This window comes from Enterovibrio makurazakiensis (assembly GCF_050336585.1).
Lineage (GTDB): Bacteria > Pseudomonadota > Gammaproteobacteria > Enterobacterales > Vibrionaceae > Enterovibrio > Enterovibrio gelatinilyticus.
The window spans coordinates 23493-47063 of record NZ_JAKJSE010000040.1 but is presented as its reverse complement, the minus strand read 5'-3'; the positions used below and the strand labels follow the sequence as shown (position 1 = coordinate 47063).

Below are 23571 nucleotides of genomic sequence, written 5' to 3'. Positions count from 1 at the left end.
GCCGTACTCATCCTTGGTGTGCGTAAAGGTCGCTACCGGGGCGAACGTTTGATTGCATTTGCACCTTCTAACATTCCTTTCCTTGCCCTCGGTGCATGGATTCTGACCATCGGCTGGTTTGGCTTTAACGTCATGTCAGCGCAAACGCTGGACGGCATCAGCGGTTTGGTCGCCGTGAACACCTTGATGGCAATGGTTGGTGGTATTGTTGCTTCACTCATCGTCGGTAAAAATGACCCAGGCTTCCTACATAATGGCCCTCTAGCCGGTCTGGTTGCTGTATGTGCGGGTTCTGATCTTATGCACCCAATTGGTGCGTTATTCACGGGTGGTGTTGCTGGCGCATTGTTTGTCTGGTTGTTCACCTTGACACAAAACCGCTTCAAGATTGATGACGTGCTGGGTGTTTGGCCATTACACGGTGTGTGTGGCATGTGGGGTGGCCTAGCTGCTGGTATCTTCGGATTAGAAGCACTGGGCGGCCTTGGTGGCGTTAGCTTTATGTCTCAGCTCATTGGTACCATTGCAGGCGTTGTCATCGCTTTCGTCGGTGGTTGGATTGTTTACACCGCAGTTGATAAAACCGCAGGTATTCGTATGACAGAAGAAGACGAATACAACGGCGCAGATTTGGCAATTCACAAAATTGCTGCAACATCAGAAGACTAGTTACACGCTTTAAACACACCCATTGAAACATGATCAAAAAGCCCATCTCAGTATCTGAAATGGGCTTTTTTGTTTCAGGCGAATACTCGACAAGTTAAGCCAAGTTCAGTAGGTACTTGCTCTTGAAAGTCGCTGTGATGTGCGGTTAACCGTGTTATTTTGGCAAGAAATGAGATTGATAATATTTTGGCGTAACGGCGAGTTTCTTTTTAAATTGACGCTGAAAGTGTGCTTGGTCCGCGAAGCCAAGTTGTAGCGCGACATCAGCAATATCATTGCCCGATTTCAGCATGACTTTGGCACGCTTAATTTTCTCATCCATCAAGTATGCATGCGGCGGCAAACCAAACTGACTTTTGAATGCTCTGAGCAGTTGATAACGACTCATACCCGCTTCTTGCGCCAAATCTTCGAGTTGATGGGTGTGGTCAATGTCATCTAACAGCCTCTCACGAATTTGCATCAATCGCGGCTGTTTTGTCATTCGACCTACCTGTTCTTGTCCCCATTTACCCAGCATGGCCTCGATGAAATCAAACAGGCACACTTGCGCTTGTAATGCACTCGAATCAGATTGTAATGCCTCGAATAAGGCTTGAAACCGTCGTTGAATATCGGGATGGCGCTCTACATCGTGCAAAAAAGGGGTGTAGTCTGATGTATCTCGTTGAAGCACGTCTCTTTGCACGTCACCCATTTTAAGCGTATCAACAAACAACATGCTGTAAGACCAAGTGCCTTCATGTGGATTACAGGCGTGCACATCGACCGGGTTGATCGTCACCACATCGCCTCGCCCAATTTGATGGCTATGTTGACGATTACGATAATTGGCCTGCCCTTGGTTAATGATGCCAAACGAAAACTCGTCATGAGAATGCGCTTCATAACAAGCATGGCTTTGGCTAGCGACTCTCAGTTCTACCCAAGGCAGCACGGTGCTTTGCTTGAAACTGGCACTGATGTCCTTTTTCATTGCTGTCCTTTTTTTGGTGAGCAGTTTGGTGAACAATTAAACACATGTTATCGAGAACGATTTTCCTTATGTCCATATCATTACCACAGAAACTGCCAACAACCCACCCATCACGCGATTAAAGTCACGTTGCTGTTTTGGATTCTCGAGACGCGTAGCGAGCACCGTCCCCAACGCTGCCCAAACACCGACACCCACCAAGCACAAAACCAATGACACACTCGTGAAAATCAGCAGATATAGCGCCTCATCGCCGCGCCCAACCACGAACAAACCGACACCAGACATGGCGACCAACCACGCTTTCGGATTGAGTAACTGTGTTAGCGACCCGGTCATCAATCCCGATCGTATTGATGGTGAGGTTTTCATAGACGTTGTGGGCGCTGTGAAGATTTTGTACGCCAAGTAGAAAAGGTACGCACTTCCCCCCACTTGCATGACCCCTTCCAGTTTGGGTAGAACTTGCAACAAACCGTTCATCACGCTGCCTGAACAATACACCACAAATGCATAGGCCAACGACGCCCCCAAAACATGCTTTGCTGCCTCCAACATCCCCGAATTCGCTGCCGTACTGGTCGCTAGAATATTCACTGGGCCCGGTGTTACCGCACCGACGAAAGCAAAGGTCGCCATCGCCAAAATTACACTTTCCATATCGTACTCCTGTTTCGATTGAACCAGCGTATGGCAAATCAGCGTCTGGGTATTGAACGATATTGCAGCAGGTCAACGAGCTCTTTTAACTTGTTGATCAGCAAGGCTGATTAAAACCTTCTCATGATGCGTCAAATCTATTCGTTGAATCACATTCCAAAGGTGATTTGCGGATTATCCTGAGCGCTGTTAATTACGTGAATTGGTCGTATATGAATGCCCTCTTACTTGTTGGTTTAATTGTATTAAATGGACTTTTTGCGATGTCAGAAATTGCTCTGGTCGCATCAAAAACCAGTCGCCTCAAAAAGCTTGCCGTAAACAGTAAAGCAGCGGCGGTTGCTCTCGTACTGAAAGAAAATCCAAACACCTTCCTCTCTACCATTCAAATCGGTATTACCGTGATCGGCTTACTTAGCGGTATCGTCGGTGAAGCCACGTTATCGGTGCCGTTTGCTGAACTGATGGTTCAAAACGGCATGGATGCAGAAACCGCCAACGTGTTATCGACGGCGTGTGTGGTGGTGGGAATTACCTATTTCGCGATTGTAGTGGGTGAGTTGGTGCCAAAACGCATCGCGCAGTCTAACGCCGAAACCATCGCTATCGTGGTTGCGTTCCCAATCCATTGGATATCTATTATCACGCGTCCTTTTGTAGTGGCACTGAGCGCCTCAACACAGATGCTACTTAAACTGCTTAGAGTCGACCAAAACAACGATGACCTCGTCACGGAAGATGATATTCAAGCCATCGTCAATGAAGGCTCAGAGTCCGGTGCTATCGAGCCGCGAGAGCAAGTGATGATTCACAATATTCTTCACCTTAATGACCGACTCGTAGGCTCTTTGATGACACCACGACGTGACATCGACTTCCTCGATATCGATCAACCGATCACTCAGATACTTAAGCGAATACGCAGTACCAAGCACAGTGTATTTCCTGTGTGCCAAGGTAACCTAGACAGCGTAATCGGTACGGTATCAGCCAAAATGCTATTGAGTACAGCCAACGAGCTATCAACCATCACGATTGGCAAACTTCTCAAACAGCCTTTATATGTTCCCGAGTCTATGAAGGGACTCACCTTACTCAATCACTTACAAATGCATAGTGCAGAAATGGCCTTCATTGTTGATGAATATGGCGACATCCAAGGTCTCGTGACTCACTATGATTTACTAGAAGCTATCGCTGGCGAACTGTCTTTGTCCCCTCAAGAACAATGGGCTAAAGCGCTGCCTGAAGGTGGCTGGGTGATGGATGCGCTGATCCCTATCAGTGAATTCAAAAGCAAGTTCAATGTGCCACGCGTAAACGGGGAGGAGAAGGAAGGCTTTCAAACCCTCAACGGCATGTTAACGTGGCGAGCTGGGCATCTTCCTGTTGAAGGTGAGATCATTCATCACGATCGATGGATGTTCGAGGTTTTGCTAATCAACCACAACCGAATTGCACGCGTAAAAGTCTCTGAGAACATCCAAATTGACGAAGCAGTTAGCTAAATAGGCAAGAAAGGTCAGGATAAAAAAGAGCCCGGCACCCAAGGAGGAAATGCCGGGTATGGATAACAGAACCGAATGAAAAATACTGTTATCAAAGGAGTGTATTCACGCTAATGCCAACTCGAAAGGCCCTCGCGCAGATGATCACGACAACAAAACAAAGTGTCCGTTAGCATCAGAAAAATGAAGCTTGTTGGCGTGGAACTGGAGACCAAGATGATCGCCCGCTCCCACTTCACTTTCAACAGCGGTGCGAACAATCACTTTGCCCAAATCATCGCAATCAACAACTACATAGATATCTGCACCTAGGTATTCAGTCACATCAATAATGCCTTGTCATTTTATCCACCGGCGAGCTTGCCCGAGTTGTTAGGTGAAGCGGTTGACGTGTTTGCTGTTTAAAGAAGTCAAAACGAGTAGCTAAATAAAAAAAAGACCAGCAACATGCTGATCTTTTCGTTTTAAGATAAAGGCATTTAGAATGCTACAGCTTACGCCCTAGCCTTTTTTCAACCTGCTTCTTTTCCCATTCTGGGCCAAAGAAATTGAACACTTCAAACGCGCTTAAACCATGGGAAACAATGCCAATACCCCAACCTAACGCTGGCCACCACGCCCAAATGTACTCAGGGCTGGTCATGTAGTTCAAAATGAACAACCCTGTAATGACAGCGGCATAGGTGATCAAGTGCGAGTAAAAACCTTTGATTTCTCGAACTTGGTTAAGAATTTGTGTTTCTTCTTCCGTAATTTTAACGTCTGCAGTCATGTCGGGCTCCGGTATTTTTTGAAGGTCAGATACTTGAAGTTCAAAAACAGCAGCCAAAGATTTCAATGATTCCAGTCCCGGTTTATCACCGCGCTCAATCCGTTGAATGGTACGAACACTTAACCCACTCATTTCAGATAGTTGTTCTTGAGACCAACCTCGCTGTAACCTAAGTTTTCTGACAATCATCATTTAATCCTTTCTGCTGTGTGCCCTTTAAATCTACAAAAAACAGGAGGACATTCACCACGACACGGTAGTGTCACTTACCCGACAATACTTTAAAAACATACATTTAGCACTGCGCATACAAGGTTTCAAATTTAGACGACAGCAATGCGACAAAAAGCCGACTCATAAGTAATGAATAGAAACCGACGCGAAAACTACAGGCCCAAACGCGCTGAGAGCCATTCGGCAATATCCTTTATCTGAGGCATACACACTTGGTGCTCCATCGGGTACGTTGACCAATTTGGTGCAAACCCAGCGGCCATCAAATCATCTCGTGCATCTTCACCCATCGCAGGAAGAACCACAGGATCGTAACTGCCATGCATGATTTCAATGGGAATGGAGCGATTTGCGTTCGCATATTCAATGGTGTCAGAGGTTGGAAAGTATGTAGACAATGTCAGCAATCCAGCTAATGCTTTCGGAAAGCTCAACGCCGCTTGATAGGCCACGGCACCACCTTGCGAGAAGCCAGCAAGAACAATGCGTTCAGCGGGAATACCACGCGCGATTTCACGCTCAATCAAAGCAGACACTTCTGACGCTGAATCAAGCAACTGCCCAACATTCAGCTTACGTCCTGCACCCATTTCGAGAATGTCATACCACGCTGGCATCATCATGCCACCATTGACGGTAACAGGAATAGATGGCGAATGAGGGAAAATGAAACGAACTGGCGCATCTTCAGGTAGACGCAATTCAGGCAGGATGGCTTCAAAATCATGACCATTTGAACCCAACCCATGCAACCAAATAACAGCTGCACTGGCTGTGATCTGCGGTTCAACTTCTACGCATTTGAGCATTTTTCTCTATCCCTGTTTTTGTCATTACGTTGGTTTACTTCGGAAAGCGAATTCCATGATGATTGAACAAGAAGTTACACACTTCCTTCTTTTTCAATGACGAGTATACAGGTTCCTCCTTGCGGATATGTCACCTCTTTCTGAGTTGAAGGCACAGCTTCTCTGCAATTCATTGGCAGACGTTATACCCCATCAACCTAAAGATGCTCGATTTCAGAGGCCATCAGTGCGAGTTTACTGAATCCTGCATCTTCAGGTTGTTTGGGGATATATATTTCAGAATAAGAGCATGATGATGATGAAGAAGGATGCGGATTAAAGAGATAGAGATTTGATTTCTTAGCCGTGTTGAAAACAAATGACTTACGTCGCACGTAAATTACGTGCGAGCGTACAAAGAGTTAAGCAGGTGTAGGTAGTTCAGTGCGAACCACACTACCCATAGGCACGGGCACCATGATAGAGCGCCCAAGCTGCCCGACTTCCATGGCGATAGGTCGTGCGCCTTCGCCATCAACCAAGATACCCGTCATGCCTTTGAGAGGGCCATTAATCACTGCCACCGTCGCACCATTAACAAGGTTATTAGCCAATGAGGTGACATCATCATAGTGATACAGAATGGTTTTAATTTTCACGATGTGTGTTTCAGGAATAGCAGCTAGGTAGTTGCCATTTCTGATCAAATGCGAGAAACCAGGTGCGAGTTTTACCTGCTGTAAACCTTCAGGCAACGTGCGCACAAAAACATGAGATTTAAACAAAGGTTCATACGTCGTTTTGGTTTTAATGCCCACCATGGTTCTGATAGTTCGGCGTGGCAAATAAACGTCATACCCTTTTGCTGACAAATGTTCGAACAGAATATTCTCTGAATGATCATGGGTATAAACCGCATACCAACGATAGTAATGCAATGCTATCTCTCCTAACATTCCAAGCGTTGAAATGGCCGTCAAAGGCCAATAAGCAATAAGCAATAAGCAATAAGCAATAAGCAATAAGCAATAAGCAATAAGCAATAAGCAATATATCGGTGCAAACACAAGCCAACAGAGTCAAGACTTGCTTTGCGATACAAGATCGTTGCGCGGAATGCTCGACACCCACGAACGACGGTACCAATAATGAGCGCGATACTATCGCTAGTTACTCAGTGAGGAAAGAAAATTAGCGAGTTGTTGAGAGAAGGATTTTTCCTAGCCTAAAACTCTTGGTCGACATCACGATGACGAGGGAAACGTTGCGGTCATTCTCACCTTGTTTGGTGCTACCTCGCAGTCATTCTATGTTGATGATGAAGCGATTGAAATACCATTTAATGGCTAAGCATCCACCAGCGATTTGGTGAGGAAATGCAGAGCCTGTTCGTCTGCGGGGAAATCGTTCAGTGTCATTCTGTTTTGATAGCCTTTCTTTTCGTAAAAAGGTTTAGCCTGAAAACTGAAGGTATCCACCATGGCTGACTTGCAACCCTGCTCAATGGCAAGGGCTTCCATTCTCTGCATCAACTCCGTTCCCACCCCTTGCCCGCTTAAGGAGGGATCGACCCAGAGATAAAGGATGTGCATCCAATTCCCCCATAGGCGCGAGATAATACCGCCCATGCGAACGCCATTTTCATCCAACGCAAAAATGCCTATTTGAGTCTCTTTGAGGTGTTCAACAAAAGGGTCGTTAAACGCACGCAGCCCCGCTCGAACATCCTGAATGTCTTGCTCTGTGGGATTGGCAACGATTTGATATTCCATCATTCATCCTTGAGTTTGACTTCAGTTTTTCTGGGTAGGCAAATAAAAAATGAAAGCCACATGATGGCTCTCACTTATACACAAACAACCGGGAGATACAGGATTCAGCGAGGTTGATTGGGAAGATATATTAGGGCATTTTCTGAACGATGAGAAACAACTATTTCGGCAAAAATATGCGAAATAACGCGCCTTCTTCATCACTCAAATGCAGGGATTTTTTGCGCGGACGAGAATAACTAGATGCATCATCCAGATCCCAGTGGGGAGACTCCACTCCATCATCGATAGCCATGGAAATCCCAAGCGCTTTGAGCTCATCCAAGTCTTCTGATTCTTTAACGACATCGCCGCTCAGTACATTTACCAGCTTCATACTGCACCTCTCGTCAGGCATTTCCTTGTACCCAAACAACCTGAAAGCTCAGTATTCAGCAAATTTGGGCACTAACCTAATATCGAAGCTAGCAGAGAAATATGACAATCTCGCGAATCATTTATTACAGACTCAGAGCACGCTGTTACGACGATTGATGATCTGCAGAAATCGCTTGCTTTAACTGTTTGATCCGCGTCTCTTTGTATCCAAAAATACCAAACATTGCGACAGTCACGCCGATGCAAGTATAAAGTTGAGTTTGGGAGTAAACGTCGAAGTTTGAAAACAAGAAAAACAGCATCAGTGCCATCAAAACAGCCTGAATGACCCAACGAGACTTATCATTAAAGTTAAACGATTGACCATCTTCATCGATTCTAACATGCACGCGCCCTACCAGAAATCCAAGGTTTATCAGCAACCCATCGTTATCTGTCGCTTCTTTGTAATCAATGCGGTTTAACGCTAGGTATTTTTCCAGACCTTTCTGATCCATGTATTCACTCTCCTCAATCGCAAAATGGCAGGACACAACAACCTAGGCTTCACAAAAACAATGAGTTCACAACAACCTAGGTTCCCTGCTCGCACTGATAATACCAGAAGGATACACGGGCAACAGTGTCTAATGCGCAGAACACCCTCTAGGGGGGCGCATAAAAAAGTGAGAAAATATTTCACCCCTTTCGGCGACTCGCCCGTTTATACCGAAAAACCTACAGAAAAAAGGAACGGTATATGAAGCGAAATCAAGTCTCTATTGCAGTTGCTGCAGCTCTCACAGTGATCATCGGTTGTTCAGAATCCACCAGCGACAACACACAAACAATCGCAGATTCATCCACTCCAATCATTCAAGAAGAGATCATGGTGGAGGTAGCGGAAGAAGCAGATGTCATGCATGTGATGCCATCTCGTCCTGCGGCAAAAATGGCCTATGCCCGTGTTGGGCAAAATCACCTTTCGGTCATGCCAATGCCAATCGCAGACTCCTACTTTGAACCAGAGAATCGAGATAATTACCTAGACACGCCAAGCAATGGCACAAAGCTGGTGGCGACGTCACCGCTTTCAACCTTTTCAGTGGATGTTGATACAGGCAGCTACGCCAATGTCCGCAGTTACCTCAAAATGGGAAATAAACCTCCTGCAGATGCGATTCGCGAAGAAGCCTTCATCAACTACTTTGACTACCACTACGCCACACCAACTACCAAGGTGCAGCCGTTCTCTGTCAATACAGAGGTCGCACCCGCACCTTGGAATACAGAACATCAACTGATACGCATTGCCCTCAAAGGCTATGACATTCCAGTTAGCGAGCGAAAAGCGTCAAATCTGGTATTTCTGGTGGATGTCTCCGGCTCAATGAACCAACCCAACAAACTGCCATTGCTGGTGCAGAGTCTCTCGCTGATGGTGAAAAACCTCAGTGCCAATGACAACGTGAGCGTGGTGACTTACGCAGGTAACGCTTCTGTCGTGCTTAAACCCACAAAGGGAAGCGAGCAAACCACCATCATCAACGCACTAAAGAGCCTGCAGGCTGGCGGCGGTACATACGGTGAAAGCGGCATTAAACTCGCCTATCAACAAGCCAAAGAAGGTTTTATTCGCGAAGGGGTCAACCGCGTAGTATTGGCAACAGATGGTGATTTTAATGTAGGAGTCACCAGCTTAGACGCGCTAAAAACCTTGGTGGAAGAGGAAAGAGAAAATGGCATTTCGCTGACGACTCTTGGTTTTGGCCGTGGTAACTACAACGATGCCATGATGGAGCAACTTGCAAATATCGGTGATGGCAACCACGCCTACATTGATACCCTGCATGAAGCGCAAAAAGTGCTGTTGCGTCAGATGAGTGGCACGCTACAAAGCATCGCGTCAGACGTCAAAATTCAAGTGGAGTTTAATCCGAATGCCGTCAAAGAATACCGCTTGATTGGTTATCAAAACCGCCAACTACGCGACGAAGATTTCAACAACGACATGGTCGATGCAGGAGAAATTGGCGCGGGACATACTGTCACTGCGCTCTATGAGGTCACCCTTGTGGGCAACAAAGGCCGTATTGACGACCTTCGCTATCAGCAAAAGCAAGCAACAAAAACAGGCTTTGGTGACGAACTGGCACAGGTGAAAGTCAGATATAAACTGCCAAATGAAGATCAAAGCAAGCTCACAACGTATCCAGTGAAGAGCCATACTGGCAAGCCAGCCTTCACAGAAGCGAGCTCCGACTTTCAGTTTGCTACCGCAGTTGCTGCCTTTGCGCAAAAGCTCAAGGACAATCACTACGTGAATGGTTTAGCCTACAGTCAAATTGCCGATATCGCCCGAGAAAACCGAGGAGACGACCCTCACAATTACCGCGGTGAATTTATCACCCTGGTGGAGATAGCTCAAAACCTTTAATGGACAGCCTAAGTTTTTAATGAACAGTCTAAGCGACGAAAACTTGATGGTGAACTTCAGCGAAGGCGACCAGCGCGCCTTTGCTGAACTCTACAAACGTCACAAAAATCCGCTTTACCGCTACTTCCTACGGCAGCTTGGCGCGAGCCAGCACGCCCGTGCAGAAGAGCTGTATCAAGATGTGTGGTATCGCGTCATTGATAAAAGGGACAGCTACACACCGGCCGCCAAGTTCACCACTTGGCTCTATCATATCGCCCATCATTTGGTGATTGATGAGCACCGTAAAAACCTTTCGTCAGACAACTACGCCAAATCCCAAAACGATGAACAGCGAGATACACCCGACATGGACGGCGATAAACATCAAGCCATCAAATCCTGCATGAGCTTGTTAGCGCCCTTGCAACGCGAAGCTTTTTTACTGCGCCACGAAGCGGGGTTTGAGCCCGCACAGATTTGCGAGATCGTCGGCGCGAAAGCAGAAGCCGTGAAAACCCGCCTTCGCTACGCGATGGAACAATTAAGAGACTGCCTGACGAAAAAACTGGGAGAACGACAATGACAGCGCCATTCAAAGATGAAGACATCGTCGCGCTGTACAAGGAAAGCGCGACGGAAATCCCAAGTGAAGCCTTGAATAATCGTATTTTAGGCTACGCACAAGCACAGACTCGCAAGCGCATTCCTTGGTGGACGTATGCAGGAATTGCCGCAACCGTGGGATTTATCGCCTTGCTCGCGCCGTGGACATGGGTCGACCAAAGCCTTCAATCTCCTGCTCATATTGAATTGATGGAAGCACCAATACAAAAGCAGAATCGCCAGCAAGCAGACAGCTTAGAAATCGAAGCAGCGGTTGAAGCCACCCTTGAAGCCGATGAGGCTCCCGTTGAAGAGCAACTCATGCTGAAATCACTGCCTAGCGAAGCATCTCGGTCAATGGAGTTCCAACGCGCACCTCAGGCCAAATCCAGCGCGAAGATGAAGGTTAAACTCAACCCATTCAAAGAAGTGGAAAGCCTGCTCGCAAAGGGAGAGAAACAAAAAGCCATCACATTGCTTAAAGAGCAACTGGACGAGCAGCCAGAGTTACTCAGTGAACTGCCATTGCATCTAAAACGTCTTCTTGAGGAGGAATGATGAATTCAGATAGTCATCTCAACACGCCGCTAGAAGCATCCGAATTCGTTCTTTGGTGCGGGCAGCCTCGTCAGGGAATGATCAGTCGCGAAGGTGACAACATCAATATAGGTTCTATATTGGTTTTGGTCATGCTGGGACTGCCATTAGTTATCACCGCAGTCATAAACATGAATAGCAGCTTATCGAGTATTTCGGCAGTTTTCGTTCTGGCGTTGACCCTTTATTACTTTTTATATGGCAACAAGACACATGACAGGTTAATCCGAAAAAATACCGTCTATGCACTGACTAATAAGCGGGCAATCATTGAACGCTCTGGCACCATCCAATCTATTGAATTCACCCCTGAAACAAAAATCCAAGTCACACGATATTATGGTGCGTCCTACGGAACGATTCGTTTTTGGACAGGAAAAGAAAGTAAATATACAAAATTCCTACTCGACATTAACTCCGATGCAGCGAGAGAGTCTGCTCGACATTTTAGCAATGATACTGTTTTTGATTGTATTGATGATATCGATATTGTCTGCGATATTCTGCGTGAGGACCTTAGTTTGTCTGATGTCTAGCTAAATCCCCTCACATCACCCTAGCTTGATTTTCTATAAACCCAGCCGCGCTAATGCCCGGTCAAAAAATGGAACGAGGAAACACAGCCCTGCGGCGAATACAAGCGAACCAAATAGATCGATCGGCCAATGCATGCCTAACCAAAGTCGGCTCATGCCCACTAGCCCGGCCCACATTGCCAGCATCACAGCGAATACTCGATAACCTTCAGACAATAAAATCGCACCCCAGAATATCGCCGCGCATGCAGCGAATATTGTGTGCCCAGATGGGAACGAATAGTTCGTCTCCCCTTCCCAATGCGGCAATCGCCAGTCACTCACGCGCTCTTTCACCGTATCAATAACATCTACTCGCTCACTGCTAGACAATGCATAGAATGCAGCGGCAGAGTCAACTGAGCCTAAGTCCTGCAAGACATAAGTGTAAGGGCGAGGCTCTTTGGTAACGGATTTCAGTACGGTTTTAGTCACGAAGCTTGCGCCAAGCACAAAGGCAAAACATGACAAACAGACCAACACACGCGGGCGAGACCACCGAAGAAAAAATGGAATACTACAGAGTACTGCCGTGGTGAACAAAAACCCTTTTGAGCCCGCCGACCATGACACAAAAGAAAACATGGCACCCAGCGTGTTATTGACATCACCGACAAACGAAAAGCGCGTTGAAACAACCGCAGATAAAGACAAAAGCAGGCAAAGCAATACAGTACATATCAATCCGTATTTTTTCTGAAAAACCATAAATAGGGCGACCCTTTGCTTTTTAAAGACAAGATGAAATTGGACGCTCAGTCTACAGGCGTGCGAGCAGCAGCGTGTAAGAATACGGTGAATTCTCCGCGCATTACTGCCTAAAACACGCTCAGGTGACATCATGTCTAAGAACACATCACTGACAGTGTTATATATCCGCCCCAGTCATCACTCAGCGCGAAACTTGATACAAATGCCGGCAACAAGCTAATGTAGTACGAGCATACACAGCTCAGGACACCCCATGATTTCCCGCTACGGCTTCATCATAAAATCACCGGATTACCAGAACGATCAGCATCGGTCTGTGATTGAATCTCCTTTGTTTCGTTCAGAAATTCTCGGCGTGAGTTCAGATGAAGAAGCAATAAACGCAGCCAGACAGCTCATTACCAATGGCGCTCAAGTGGTCGAGCTTTGCGGTGGTTTTGGTCAAGAAAGTGCCGAGAAGATCATCGCTAGGTTAGACAGCGATATTCCTATTGGGTATGTAGGGTTCTCGGAGCAAGAGGCGGAAAAGCTCGGTGGGTCAGCTTAATATGTTTATACCCGAAAAGCCTGAAGATGCAGGATTCAGCAAGGTTCATGTTGTTTGGGAAGATGTCATTCAAGTCATGAGGATGTAAAAAGCCCTCAAGTGCTGAGGGCTGAAATATCGTTTATCGTTTTATCCAAGCATCTTGCCAGTTAGTGCCCACACCCGGCTCATAAGCACTTGGCGCTGCACCACACCAAAGGTTGTAAGGCCACGGCTTGCACTCATAAATATCGTTGTTATTCACCACGGTATCACCTGCTACATACTGGGTTCCCGCAACATAGCTATCCCCAGTAGTTGGTGGCTCAGGCTCTACAGGGGGTTCAACTGGCGGTTCTACAGGTGGCTGGACAGGCGGTTCAACAGGAGTGGTGACACCGCAATCAGCCACGCCTATTTCTTCCCAAGGCCCCCACGGGCCGCTCGTCGAAGGATGTTCTCCCTGCGTCCACCATTTGGCTTTCCACAGCTTTCCGCCCCACGTTGCCGTGTCTTTTGGAAGGTATACAGTGTCTTCCTTCCAATCTGTTGAGCAGTAACCTGAGGTAGGATTGGCCGTTGCTGATACTGTGGCCTTGTAAACGGTGGTTGTTTTATCAACTTCAAACGTCATGGTTGCCGTTGCTGTACCCACTTCGGACGCACCAAACTCAATAGCGACCAGACAGGACTCATTACCTTGCAACGTCGTGTTTGAACACGTGTCTTTGGCAATAACCGGAGGTGTCGCAACACCCGTACCTGAAACGCTTAATCGATCAACAGTGAAGGGCGAAAAGCCCGCATTTTGGACAGAGAAACTGTGTTGTTTGGGTTCTCCAACGATGAAATCTGACAGGACTGTATTCTCGTCAAATGCCACGTGAACTTTGTCGCTACCACCAACAACAATGTCATCGACAAAGGTCTTAAGCGCCGCAATATCACTGTACACACCGTATTTTCCTGGACGCGCACAGCCTATTCCCCAGCTCACAATGCCTAACTGTGTTACGTTGCCGCCTCGATTGATCACGATTGGGCCACCGCTATCGCCCTGACAGGAATCAATTCCACCTTGAGGGAGTCCCGCACAAAATGAAACACCACCGATAGACGTGTAATTCCCGCCTGCCAGACGGCACTCAGCATCGGAGACCAACGGTACATCGACTTCCTGTAAAACAGTCGGTGAACTCCCCCCTTCTGCAGTACGCCCAAGCCCTGCAACGGTTAGGGAATCACCATCTGAAGCATATTGATACAGCGACCCGCTCGCGATATCGACCGCCGTCAAACCTGCAGGAGCACTTGTTAATTTAAGCAGAGCAATGTCATTCGCCAAATTCGTCGTATTAAAGTTTGGATGAATATATATCTGTGACACATCGAGCCGGGTACCATCGGTGCCGTTGTAACGAGTCCCACCAATTTTAACCGCAATATGATTTGGGGCGTCCGTGTCTACACAGTGCGCTGCCGTCAAAACGAAACCGTTGCCAATATAGCTTGCGCCACAAAATGACCGGTTGCTGTTTCGGTTCACTATCTGGGTATAAAACTTCCAATCCGCAGGATTAGCATCAGTGCCACCAACAATACGTGGTGATACATCAGCAGTGTTGGGTGTTATTGTCTCTGCAGCCAAAAGACATGGCGCCATCATAGTGATGGTCAGCGCTATTTTTATGTTTTTTTTCAATCGTTGCCCCTTGCAATATTCGCGAGCTTTATCGCTCCTCATTAAAAGAAGCAGAGGATTCACGGCGCTAACAACATGAAGGATAAGAGTCTTTTCTATTTGTGAGTGGTGTTATAACTCCCCAAATAATATCGATTACATTTCCAAAAATTTGGGGAGGGAACAACAAATGCCTGTCAAATCGTTCACGTTAAATCAACGAATGTTGCAATAAAACTGGGAGCGTGCGCATCGCAAAAAAAGCAGAGCACCTTTCGTCACCTGCTTTCTCTTCCAACACTCAACAATGCCATTCATGTAGGCTCGCCTTCGTGCCTTTTTGCTCATAAGTCATTCGATTTACCGCAACTTTTGCCAAGCACTGTGAGTTTTTGCAATCTACTGTAATGGAACGTAAATTCGGTATTCATGCGCTGACTCCCCTCGTAACATGCCCGAAAAACAACAACAGCCCTCAATGAAAACAGGCGGTAAATCTCGACTTTACATAACGTAATGATGATTTATTGCACGGGCATATAAACGGACACTTGGAGCTTGCGCATGTCGACACCCACTCAAAACAAACCAAAAACAGCGTTCATCAAACGATTCATGACATTTATCGTTAACTTCCCGCCGTATTTGTATTTTCCTGTTAAGCAGAAAGCACAAGAAAAAACCAACAGTGACGGAGTAAAATAAAGCGCCCAACCGGAACCAAAAAGCATCGACTATTCGGTGCTTTTTGTGTTTGTCAGAGCGCCATTTACATGCAGGGGGACACCGTCAGTTCAGATCACACACCTAGAGGAAGGCCATCAGGTTATTTTGCTTTAAGTCATATTGATATGAAGCTGAAATGTAATTAGTCAGAGTTATATCGAGAAGGGCTGCAATTACACCAATCAAATTAGTCTTATTATGCAACTTATTGTTTATTGGGCTGCATTTTTTTAACGTTAAGGCTAACCATGAAGCTAAACCAATACTTCGTAGCAGCATCGTTGTTGCTATCGAATGTTACAGTGGCATCGATAGATTTGCCCCATCCAACGCTAAAGCTATCGGAATCGCGATCTTTACTTCCAGGAAAGTACGTCGATTTCTCTGAAAACTCTGATGGCTATCCCTACCACGACTACGTCCCAATGGACGCTTCGTTAATCCTTGAGAGTGGGAGTATTCTGAATGAATACATTTTCACATCAGGCTATGAGCTCTCAGCTGCGAAAGCGAATGCGGCGTTGGATAAAGATAGGTTCACCTCATCAGAGGTTGGAATTCATGACTTTTATCCTCCCTACTTTGTAAAGGCTGGTCTGAAACCGACTGTTTATTTTCAAGACTTCTACAATCCATTTTGGAATCAGACCCCTCACGCCAGACAATACTGGCTCTATTACATCAATAACATTTGGCTAGGTACCCACATCTCTGACTGGGAATCAGTCGCCTATTTCTTTGATAAAGACTCAAAGCCTGTTGATGCGGTCTATTCCACCCACTATGAAGCGAATAAATACAACTGGTCCAACGTGAATAAAGAAAGCGGTTCGCCACTTATTTACGTTTCTAATGGTGGTCATGGTAGCTACGCACATAGCGGTGAAACCAAGTTTGGCTCTCCTATTTCAGCGACCGATTACCACCGAGGTGAGAAAGAAACAGTCAGCGCTCCCAACGCTATTGCTTTGAACTCCTCACCGGGAACCTCTGTCTTGAACTTCTCTGCACCATGGGGAGCAAATGGCGACAGCAAGGCGCCTCATGGCCCGAGATTGAGGGTAGATAAGGCGCAAAATGGCTGGTTCATAAAAGACTCATATCTTGCGAAAAATCCATATAAAAACTGCGAACTTTATCCGAACGTAGAAATGTATGGTACATCGATAAACCTACCAGAATATGGCGTTCCTATTATTGAAAGCCAAGATCGAGCTCGCTCAAAAGAGCGAATTCAAGAGCTCCTCAATTTTGGCCCGCACCGCTGGGCATCCGGTTACAGTGAAAGTGACAATTGTGACCCTATCGCATTACCACAGCCAGTAAGAGAGCTTGAGTTGTCTTCGGTTGACCAAATTTCTGTGAAGTGGGAAGACATCACTTCCTCAGATAAACCATTTGGCTATCGCCTATCGTTCTACCATGATACAGAACAAGGCTCTCGCATTGTTTCCACCATTTTACCTTGGCTGGAAGCGTGTGCCGATGGCATTTGTTCATTTGACGCCACGTTTGACGAATATGTGTCAGCGTCTTCGTCAGAACCGCTTTGTGTCGATGTAGAAGCATTTCACCCAGGTGGAAGCAGTGACGTTGTTTCTACCTGTGAAAAGCCTTCCGTGGTGCTGGTCGTCGACGATACTGGCAGCATGAGCAGTGAAATCAATCTGGTTAAAAACCAACTGACTGCCTTCCTGCAAGGTTATGAAGACGGTGAAGCAATGTACCAATTGATCACATTCAAAGATAACGTAGCCAACCGCAAAATTACGCGTCAACGCGCTGATATTATCAGTGCGGTCAGTTCAATCTACGCCAGTGGTGGCGGTGATTGTCCTGAAAGCTCAGGCGCAGCGCTTATCAAAGCAGCTGAAACAATGGCTGAAGGAGCGTCAGTTATCTTTGTTACAGATGCTTCGTCAAACTCGCTCGCCGACCTCGCTCGTGCAAAAAGTGAAATTCTGAAAAAACGAGGGAAACTGACCACTTTGCTCTCACGGACTTGTGACGGTTCAAGTGCAAGCGCTCGAATGGCGCTAACGCAAGCAGAGCCTCGCTTACTTCGTGCTGAACCTAAAGCATTTAGTGCTTCATCAACTTTTGATGGTCTCGACTGGGAGTCTGACTTTGGGTTAGAAAACGGACGCGTCTTGATTGAAAATGATGCGAACCAGTTGCGATACATTGGATTTGTTCAGGATGACAATCATACCGACCGTATTGATAACTTCCGAGTACTTGTGAGCGCAGGCAAAAAGACCCTCAACGTTAAACAGCTTAACAATTTCGGTGTTAGCTTAAACGTGCGGGTTGTCGAAGCTGATGCAGTAACCAATAGAGCACAAGATAGGGTAAGGGCGAATTACAATAATGTCCGTCAATGGATGTGGGATTTTGAACAGCTAGAAACAGATAACTTGTATATCGAAGTCACCGCAAGTTCAGTAAGCTCGACACCCACAGAATATGTTATTGAAGTCATTGATAACCCGTATGTTGGGCTGAATGACTACGAGGTGTATTCAACATTCACTAATGACGTCAATGGCAACTTCTATTACGTACCTGAAATTAAATTCGGTGACAGCACACGCTTTGCCGAAGCACTAGAAGAGGCACTCAAAGCAGCTCTGACTCCAGTGATTTCATCCGTATCACCCAATATCCTAGTCGCCAACAATAAAGGCCAAGCGGTCGATGTGAAACTGCTAAACGTCAGTTGGACTGGCAGTGAATCAGTAGAATTTGGTGACGAAACGGGTTTCCGTGTAGCAGGTACATTGAGCGATTTCAGCGGACAGCTAGCAACAGTGAACTTCAATGTTGCTCGATCTGTCGAGGCAAAATGTTACAACCTCTACGTTTCAGGTACTGACTACATGGTTCAGTCAGACTGTGTGCTGACGGTAGAAGAAAGCCCAATAGACATCTATGGCTTGATGACTGAATTGCGAGATCTCGTGAAAGCGGCAGATATCTTTGATTCCATCGAAAGCATGCTGCTTTATCGTCTTGATATCATAGATGTTCATATCGCAAATAGTGACTTCCCTGTCGCGCAGAGCTATCTCGCCGAGTTCAACCAGTGGATCGCAGCACTAAGCGGCTTCCTTATCCCAACTGAAGATGTTGAAGCAATGACAGCAAAGGCAAATGAAGCAATTGCAGAGCTTAACTTGCTGTAAACAAGCTTTAAATGACCAATAGGCGCTAAATACCCAGGAGACCAGTCGTGGTGAAAATGAAAGAAAGTCGATGGATACTACTTTTCATATCACTATTGCTGGTCTCTTTTTTTTATTGGTTCGAGTTTCAGTCCAGGCTAGGCGAAAGCATCCTATTAACAGTTCTCAGTGTAGGAACCCCAGTTTATCTCTGTTATTACCTTAAAAAGGCCAAACTGCAATGGTCGAAGCACGTTATTCAGGTCATTGCCAGCGCAACAGGGGCAGTAATATGTTTACATGCATTACTGGCTGTTTTTGCTGGTTTAGAAGAAAACGCCATACAGGTATTTACAGCCTTAACTTATCTGGCTGTTTTGCTTTTGCTTTGGTTGGTTGTCATGGTCACATTACAATCTCTCTATTCCGTTGTAAGAGAAAACCCTATCTTCTCAGCGGGTGCTTTGATAAGTGGGTTCATCTTCGTATTCATTCTTAACATTCCTCAAACCATTGGCAGAGCATTACTCCTGGTTGTTCAACACCAAACGATCTCATTACAGTGGTATGAGCCTCTTTCCCTCATTTTTCTGGTTCAAATGGCTTTGGCCGCTTTTCTTCTACCTTTTCAAATAAGAATAAAGTGGACAGCCAAACAACGAGAAAACACATTGCCCCTCTTGGCAGTCTCCGCTTTGGCGATAAACGGCTTGATCGGTGCGGTGACGGTGTTTGCACTGTATTTTCAATAAATCGATTGTTAACACATTTCAGATATATCAAAACTACAAGCGACCTTGATATTGAACACGCGTAGGGATGTGGGAAAACGAGTTAGAAGTCGAACCTCAAGCATTGAACAAGCCGACTCGGAACTGAGTCAGACTGGGCACTAACTTTCAAACTTTGCCAAAAACCACTCCAATCGGGCTTTGGTAACTCTCTGATTATTCGTATACCAATCGTCATTGGCCTCTGCCCCTGATAAGGAATGGTCAGATTGTATCGCAAGCCATTCGACAAATTCAGATTTCGAAATGAATGTTCTGACAATGCCGACATGCTCCCCGCCTGGTTGATATTCGGTACCCAGCTGCCAAGTCAGCCATTCATCGAAGTGGGTGTAATGAATAAACTCTCCCTCGCTAACAAAACCAACACCACAATAACCATAGTGAACGTAATCAAGCGCTTTTCCTTGAATTAGCTGTTCATAGACCCTTTCAGCGATGTCACGTCCGAACTGTTGGTTTTTGTTCACGGTTTTTCCTATAAAAAGGTCATCGAAAGCAGAATATATCACTCTGATATAGAGGTTATTTTTGAGCTTGTTCACAAACACTCACAATCTCAACAATCCCGCTCGCCATATTCTCGCCACAATTGATCACCACATTGCCAGCCTGTGACTTCGCTGCTTTGGTTTAATGTCTTCTCGACTATCACTGGCTCATCAATTCGCAAGGAAGACTCATGACGGAATTACTCTTCGGGCTATTAGCCCTCTTGCTGCTCGCCATTTTTGGTTTTGGTGCATTTGTATTAGTAAAAACGGGAGTAAACCGATTAAACATCAATCTCGATTTACCAGAAGTACATGCGCGTAGTTCTCTGCTATTAAAAGGCGTGCTGGCTTTGACCCTTTGCTTACTGGCGATCGTACCGCTGTCCATGGTGCATGATATGGCGAATGAGCGAGAGTATTTGTACAAAGATGTGGTAAATGAAATTGGTCAGTCTTGGGGAAGTGAGCAAACCTTAGCTGGGCCAGTGCTGGTGCTGCCTTACAGCTACATTGTTGTGCAAGAGGTAGAAACCACTGAAGGTGAAGTGCGGGAACGTCGTGTTCGCCATCACGACGAGTTAGTCATTCTCCCGAAAAACCTATCATTACAGTCGGGCTTGACGCATGATTTTCGCACAAGAGGTATCTACCAGTCGTTGGTGTATCAAAGCGTGATTGAAGGAGAAGCACAATTTGCTTTTGACCTTCCGACGATTACAAACCTCGAGCACTTTTATTTTGACGCAGCGCGACTGGCATTTGGTTTGTCCGCTAACAAGGCGATTGATGGCGTCGATGTGTTTGAAGTGACGGGTGAAGGGGCGACTTCCGATGCAAGTTTAATGTCAGGAACAGGGTTAAACACGAACGCATTACAAAGGGGCTTTCATCGCCCTGTCTCTTTGGCTGAAACACCAATGCCGTTTACGCTACATTTTAAGCTTCGCCTTCGCGGTTCGCAGGGTATCGGCTTTTTGCCTTTGGGCGAGAGTTCAACATTCCAACTTCATACAGATTGGCCACATCCAAGCTTTAGCGGCGCGTTGCCCTCAGTACGACACATCAACGAAGGTGGCTTTTCGGCAGAATGGGACATCAGCCATTTAAGCCGGAACTATCCGCAAGTTTTTGTGGATTCTTCCAACGTGAATCTAGAAGAAGCCAATGCCTATACTCAGTTGTTTCAGCCAAACACACACTACGGAAAAATTGAGCGATCACTCAAGTACGGCCTGCTATTTGTTGCCCTGACGTTTATCGTCTTGATGATGTTTGAACTCGGCGTGAAGAAGGACAACACACAAAGTTTGTCAGCGCTGCAATACGCCATGGTCGGCGCTGCCATGACACTGTTTTATCTGGTGCTGTTAGCACTTTCTGAACACATGAGTTTCACTATGGCATTTTTGGCGGCGGCGAGTATTCCTTTGGTCAGCATTCCCGCGTATGTAGGCAGTGCCACGGGCAGCGTGAGAAGAGGCGTGATAATGCTTTCCATGCTTATAGGTTTGTATGCTCTCTTATATTCCATCCTGCGACTCGAAGATTACGCCTTACTGATGGGCAGTGGTTTGTTGGTGGCTGTGTTGTTGACCTTGATGTTTATGACGCGGAAAGGAGGGTAACCGTCAGAATGGAAGGAGGGTGGATAATGGCTATAGAACAGATTCGAAATCCACAATGCCGCCCTCTCCTTCTCAATATATTTCACCATAGATCCCTATTGGGATCATTGGCCTCGACCCACGCGTCGTCTTCTCTCGCTTCTAAATACAACTGCAAACCGTTGTATGTAGCGAAAGCGACTGCGCCGCCTAGGTGTTGGAAATCATCAAAGTAATCATCTTCAAGTGGGCAAAGTTCAGAGAGCGTATGCGCGCCTTTTTCCATCGCCCATTGAATCGCGAATGTTGGGGCGATAATGCCTGACACCGTGACTTCGACAATGGACTGGTTTTGGACGCTTTGGGCAGTTCGAATACGTTCGGCTTCGCGGTCTTCCGCTTCTTGAACGGCAATATCGTCGATGATTTGAGTACGACGAGCAGGCGAAATTCGTTTGTTCAATTTGGCGATTTTCAAGGCGTAATCAAATCGCGTCGGTGTGACTATCTCAACCAATTGTGTGAGCAATTCTTTATCAACGCTTGTTCCGCTTACAAAGAATTCAATACACGTACTGAGTGAAGAATAGCGCATGCCGTTGAATTCAAAACCGCTTGTGTCATCCATGTCGTCTAACGGAAGGCCGTCGACGATCAGTGGCCAACCTTCAAACGCGATTCGCTGTTTGGCGATTTCATACATGTGCCATGCACTTTCACCAAAACCGCCCAGAATTGATCCTGAAAACTCGCTATCTTCAAGCTCTTCTCTTGTCCAGTTTTCGCCGATGGCAAGATGCTTGGTGTATTTCGAGATAAGCGCTTGTTTAAGATGCGCACGTAACCGCCAAATCGAATTGATGTCACGAGGGTGGCTAAACGCATCACACTCTTTACATGCAGGTAGAGCCAGCATCGGATGTTCCACGCTTTTGTTAGCTCGGCGAGGAAATGGCAGGACTTTCGAGGCGGGCTCACCACAAAACCAGCAAATATGACGCAGGTTGAATGGAATATCTATCAATGAGTGTGAGTCTAATGAATGTGAGTCAGTATGCATGGCGGTTTTTACACGAGAACGAATCCCCGCAGTTTACGTGGTAATCACGCCAATGTATCTACAGTCTGCGTGTTGAATCCCGCATTGTTATTTTGGCTGACAATGAGAGGATACGGTTTGAGACAAAGTATCCCTTATTCAAAGTATTGAAAGGTGAATAAAATTCCTGTGAGATAGAATGACTATTTCTACAAGAATTTGCCTTGAATTGAACGCGCTGATAGCCTCTGAAATCAAGTATCTTCAGGTTGTTTGAGTGTATGCTTCGAGGCAGACCACGAACCATGGATAACACATGCAACTGATTAAGATCGACAAAGCACTTTACCGTTCACGCTTAAACATGGTGATTGTCGCTTGTATCGCGAGCTTAGCAATCTCAAGCTTGGCGATCTCTCAGACGTTGATTTACCTCTTCCCAGATGAATCTGGCAGCCATTTTCACTGGAACTTACTCGGTGTCATTGTCAGTACTGTGGGCTTGGTGGCAACGCTACTCAAACTAAAAACACACCCTAAAATGCGCGAAGTGGCCTATGTTTGGGATCTTAAACAAGCGTTAAACCTAATCTATCGTAAAAACCGAAAACTGCTTGCCGCAGCCAAAGAAGGCAATGCTGATGCCATGCTGGCGCTACAATTTAGCTACGCAGGCTCCCGCCAGTTGTGGCAACTTGATGACAACACCATCACCATGAGCAGCCTCAATGACGCACAATCAAAGCTTGATGAATGGACTCAGCAATACAATGTGACGTTAGATATTACGAACTATCGCTCAGAATCACTAAAGGCGTTTTGATCGAAGGCGCCGAGCACTCTAAGGTTTGCCTCCAACGGTGATTCAGCATCAACACAACGTTGAATGAACACCAACAAGTAGA

The 23571-nt window shown here is 46.2% G+C and carries 25 protein-coding genes; 12 read left to right on the top strand and 13 right to left on the bottom strand.

Translation table 11 applies throughout. The features are described from left to right. The coding region (locus tag L4D06_RS24015) for an ammonium transporter (RefSeq protein ID WP_429741944.1) at window positions 1-669 on the top strand (669 nt) is incomplete at its 5' end. A gap of 154 nt (window positions 670-823) precedes the next feature. Here L4D06_RS24015 and L4D06_RS24010 read toward each other — a convergent pair. Then, the gene (locus tag L4D06_RS24010; RefSeq protein WP_429741942.1) at window positions 824-1645 is read right to left on the bottom strand and encodes a helix-turn-helix transcriptional regulator; all 822 of its coding nucleotides are present in this window, start codon (window positions 1643-1645) and stop codon (window positions 824-826) included. Between the two features lie 66 nt (window positions 1646-1711). Further along, a complete protein-coding gene (locus L4D06_RS24005) occupies window positions 1712-2305 on the bottom strand; it encodes a LysE family translocator (RefSeq protein ID WP_429741940.1) in 594 nt (197 codons plus the stop codon). Window positions 2306-2517: 212 nt separating this feature from the next. On the opposite strand from L4D06_RS24005, the gene L4D06_RS24000 reads away from it, so the two are divergent. After that, window positions 2518-3813, top strand: coding sequence for a hemolysin family protein (locus L4D06_RS24000; protein ID WP_429741938.1), 1296 nt, complete (start codon window positions 2518-2520; stop codon window positions 3811-3813). A gap of 144 nt (window positions 3814-3957) precedes the next feature. Here the strand turns inward: L4D06_RS24000 and L4D06_RS23995 are convergent, their stop codons facing one another. From L4D06_RS23995 to L4D06_RS23965, 7 genes are all read right to left on the bottom strand, one after another. Continuing rightward, window positions 3958-4143, bottom strand: coding sequence for a TOBE domain-containing protein (locus tag L4D06_RS23995; RefSeq protein ID WP_429741950.1), 186 nt, complete (start codon window positions 4141-4143; stop codon window positions 3958-3960). A gap of 157 nt (window positions 4144-4300) precedes the next feature. Beyond that, complete coding sequence (locus L4D06_RS23990) at window positions 4301-4774, bottom strand: 2TM domain-containing protein (protein ID WP_274165854.1); 474 nt, start codon at window positions 4772-4774, stop codon at window positions 4301-4303. A 197-nt stretch (window positions 4775-4971) separates the two neighbouring features. Beyond that, the gene (locus L4D06_RS23985) at window positions 4972-5628 is read right to left on the bottom strand and encodes an alpha/beta hydrolase (protein ID WP_274165855.1); all 657 of its coding nucleotides are present in this window, start codon (window positions 5626-5628) and stop codon (window positions 4972-4974) included. A gap of 401 nt (window positions 5629-6029) precedes the next feature. Beyond that, entirely contained in the window at window positions 6030-6545 is a 516-nt protein-coding gene (nusG, locus tag L4D06_RS23980; protein WP_274165856.1) for a transcription termination/antitermination protein NusG, read from the bottom strand. A 408-nt stretch (window positions 6546-6953) separates the two neighbouring features. After that, window positions 6954-7379 carry a GNAT family N-acetyltransferase gene (locus tag L4D06_RS23975; protein ID WP_429741936.1) on the bottom strand — a complete coding sequence of 142 codons (426 nt, stop codon included), beginning with the start codon at window positions 7377-7379 and terminating at the stop codon, window positions 6954-6956. 160 nt (window positions 7380-7539) lie between these two features. Next, window positions 7540-7755, bottom strand: coding sequence for a hypothetical protein (locus L4D06_RS23970; RefSeq protein ID WP_429741934.1), 216 nt, complete (start codon window positions 7753-7755; stop codon window positions 7540-7542). 145 nt (window positions 7756-7900) lie between these two features. After that, window positions 7901-8254 (bottom strand): hypothetical protein, encoded by a 354-nt coding sequence (locus L4D06_RS23965; RefSeq protein WP_274165859.1) that lies wholly within the window; start codon window positions 8252-8254, stop codon window positions 7901-7903. A 242-nt stretch (window positions 8255-8496) separates the two neighbouring features. Between L4D06_RS23965 and L4D06_RS23960 the strand changes: the two genes are divergently transcribed. From L4D06_RS23960 to L4D06_RS23945, 4 genes are read left to right on the top strand one after another with little or no spacing between them, the layout of a single operon-like run. After that, the gene (locus tag L4D06_RS23960) at window positions 8497-10173 is read left to right on the top strand and encodes a vWA domain-containing protein (protein WP_429741932.1); all 1677 of its coding nucleotides are present in this window, start codon (window positions 8497-8499) and stop codon (window positions 10171-10173) included. 19 nt (window positions 10174-10192) lie between these two features. Then, window positions 10193-10738 carry a sigma-70 family RNA polymerase sigma factor gene (locus L4D06_RS23955; RefSeq protein ID WP_429741930.1) on the top strand — a complete coding sequence of 182 codons (546 nt, stop codon included), beginning with the start codon at window positions 10193-10195 and terminating at the stop codon, window positions 10736-10738. Further along, window positions 10735-11316, top strand: coding sequence for a hypothetical protein (locus tag L4D06_RS23950; protein ID WP_429741928.1), 582 nt, complete (start codon window positions 10735-10737; stop codon window positions 11314-11316). Before L4D06_RS23955 ends, L4D06_RS23950 begins: the two co-directional genes overlap by 4 nt. After that, complete coding sequence (locus L4D06_RS23945) at window positions 11316-11891, top strand: hypothetical protein (RefSeq protein WP_429741926.1); 576 nt, start codon at window positions 11316-11318, stop codon at window positions 11889-11891. The genes L4D06_RS23950 and L4D06_RS23945 overlap by 1 nt, the downstream gene beginning before the upstream one ends. A 33-nt stretch (window positions 11892-11924) precedes the next feature. Here the strand turns inward: L4D06_RS23945 and L4D06_RS23940 are convergent, their stop codons facing one another. Continuing rightward, on the bottom strand, window positions 11925-12638 hold the full coding sequence (locus tag L4D06_RS23940; protein WP_429741924.1) for a phosphatase PAP2 family protein: 714 nt from the start codon (window positions 12636-12638) through the stop codon (window positions 11925-11927). A 256-nt stretch (window positions 12639-12894) separates the two neighbouring features. Here L4D06_RS23940 and L4D06_RS23935 point away from each other — a divergent pair, with 256 nt between their 5' ends. Then, window positions 12895-13188, top strand: a complete 294-nt coding sequence (locus L4D06_RS23935) for a DUF6506 family protein (RefSeq protein WP_429741922.1) — start codon at window positions 12895-12897, stop codon at window positions 13186-13188. 121 nt (window positions 13189-13309) lie between these two features. Here the strand turns inward: L4D06_RS23935 and L4D06_RS23930 are convergent, their stop codons facing one another. After that, entirely contained in the window at window positions 13310-14911 is a 1602-nt protein-coding gene (locus L4D06_RS23930) for a trypsin-like serine protease (protein WP_429741920.1), read from the bottom strand. A 501-nt stretch (window positions 14912-15412) separates the two neighbouring features. Here L4D06_RS23930 and L4D06_RS23925 point away from each other — a divergent pair. The 3 genes from L4D06_RS23925 (at window position 15413) to L4D06_RS23915 (ending at window position 19490) form a co-directional block, all read left to right on the top strand. Then, window positions 15413-15553 carry a hypothetical protein gene (locus tag L4D06_RS23925; protein ID WP_274165867.1) on the top strand — a complete coding sequence of 47 codons (141 nt, stop codon included), beginning with the start codon at window positions 15413-15415 and terminating at the stop codon, window positions 15551-15553. A 269-nt stretch (window positions 15554-15822) separates the two neighbouring features. Continuing rightward, a complete protein-coding gene (locus L4D06_RS23920; RefSeq protein ID WP_429741918.1) occupies window positions 15823-18759 on the top strand; it encodes a vWA domain-containing protein in 2937 nt (978 codons plus the stop codon). A 47-nt stretch (window positions 18760-18806) separates the two neighbouring features. After that, window positions 18807-19490, top strand: coding sequence for a hypothetical protein (locus tag L4D06_RS23915; RefSeq protein ID WP_429741916.1), 684 nt, complete (start codon window positions 18807-18809; stop codon window positions 19488-19490). Window positions 19491-19630: 140 nt separating this feature from the next. On the opposite strand, the gene L4D06_RS23910 is transcribed toward L4D06_RS23915, so the two are convergent. After that, entirely contained in the window at window positions 19631-19999 is a 369-nt protein-coding gene (locus tag L4D06_RS23910; protein WP_429741914.1) for a hypothetical protein, read from the bottom strand. 212 nt (window positions 20000-20211) lie between these two features. Between L4D06_RS23910 and creD the strand changes: the two genes are divergently transcribed. After that, complete coding sequence (creD, locus tag L4D06_RS23905) at window positions 20212-21648, top strand: cell envelope integrity protein CreD (RefSeq protein WP_429741912.1); 1437 nt, start codon at window positions 20212-20214, stop codon at window positions 21646-21648. An 82-nt stretch (window positions 21649-21730) separates the two neighbouring features. On the opposite strand, the gene L4D06_RS23900 is transcribed toward creD, so the two are convergent. Then, window positions 21731-22687 (bottom strand): hypothetical protein, encoded by a 957-nt coding sequence (locus tag L4D06_RS23900; RefSeq protein ID WP_429741911.1) that lies wholly within the window; start codon window positions 22685-22687, stop codon window positions 21731-21733. A 295-nt stretch (window positions 22688-22982) separates the two neighbouring features. On the opposite strand from L4D06_RS23900, the gene L4D06_RS23895 reads away from it, so the two are divergent. Beyond that, window positions 22983-23489 (top strand): DUF3087 domain-containing protein, encoded by a 507-nt coding sequence (locus L4D06_RS23895; RefSeq protein WP_429741909.1) that lies wholly within the window; start codon window positions 22983-22985, stop codon window positions 23487-23489. Window positions 23490-23571: the final 82 nt, after the last annotated feature.

Coding starts and splice junctions, on each gene's coding strand:
- L4D06_RS23930 (WP_429741920.1), bottom strand. CDS start 14,911: ATGAGGAGCGATAAAGCTCGCGAATATTGCAAGGGGCAACGATTGAAA.
- L4D06_RS24000 (WP_429741938.1), top strand. CDS start 2,518: ATGAATGCCCTCTTACTTGTTGGTTTAATTGTATTAAATGGACTTTTT.
- L4D06_RS23940 (WP_429741924.1), bottom strand. CDS start 12,638: ATGGTTTTTCAGAAAAAATACGGATTGATATGTACTGTATTGCTTTGC.
- L4D06_RS23960 (WP_429741932.1), top strand. CDS start 8,497: ATGAAGCGAAATCAAGTCTCTATTGCAGTTGCTGCAGCTCTCACAGTG.
- L4D06_RS23920 (WP_429741918.1), top strand. CDS start 15,823: ATGAAGCTAAACCAATACTTCGTAGCAGCATCGTTGTTGCTATCGAAT.
- L4D06_RS24010 (WP_429741942.1), bottom strand. CDS start 1,645: ATGAAAAAGGACATCAGTGCCAGTTTCAAGCAAAGCACCGTGCTGCCT.
- L4D06_RS24005 (WP_429741940.1), bottom strand. CDS start 2,305: ATGGAAAGTGTAATTTTGGCGATGGCGACCTTTGCTTTCGTCGGTGCG.
- L4D06_RS23895 (WP_429741909.1), top strand. CDS start 22,983: ATGCAACTGATTAAGATCGACAAAGCACTTTACCGTTCACGCTTAAAC.
- L4D06_RS23950 (WP_429741928.1), top strand. CDS start 10,735: ATGACAGCGCCATTCAAAGATGAAGACATCGTCGCGCTGTACAAGGAA.
- L4D06_RS23965 (WP_274165859.1), bottom strand. CDS start 8,254: ATGGATCAGAAAGGTCTGGAAAAATACCTAGCGTTAAACCGCATTGAT.
- L4D06_RS23970 (WP_429741934.1), bottom strand. CDS start 7,755: ATGAAGCTGGTAAATGTACTGAGCGGCGATGTCGTTAAAGAATCAGAA.
- L4D06_RS23935 (WP_429741922.1), top strand. CDS start 12,895: ATGATTTCCCGCTACGGCTTCATCATAAAATCACCGGATTACCAGAAC.
- L4D06_RS23975 (WP_429741936.1), bottom strand. CDS start 7,379: ATGGAATATCAAATCGTTGCCAATCCCACAGAGCAAGACATTCAGGAT.
- L4D06_RS23955 (WP_429741930.1), top strand. CDS start 10,193: ATGAACAGTCTAAGCGACGAAAACTTGATGGTGAACTTCAGCGAAGGC.
- L4D06_RS23990 (WP_274165854.1), bottom strand. CDS start 4,774: ATGATTGTCAGAAAACTTAGGTTACAGCGAGGTTGGTCTCAAGAACAA.
- L4D06_RS23985 (WP_274165855.1), bottom strand. CDS start 5,628: ATGCTCAAATGCGTAGAAGTTGAACCGCAGATCACAGCCAGTGCAGCT.
- L4D06_RS23925 (WP_274165867.1), top strand. CDS start 15,413: ATGTCGACACCCACTCAAAACAAACCAAAAACAGCGTTCATCAAACGA.
- creD (WP_429741912.1), top strand. CDS start 20,212: ATGACGGAATTACTCTTCGGGCTATTAGCCCTCTTGCTGCTCGCCATT.
- L4D06_RS23900 (WP_429741911.1), bottom strand. CDS start 22,687: ATGCATACTGACTCACATTCATTAGACTCACACTCATTGATAGATATT.
- L4D06_RS23945 (WP_429741926.1), top strand. CDS start 11,316: ATGAATTCAGATAGTCATCTCAACACGCCGCTAGAAGCATCCGAATTC.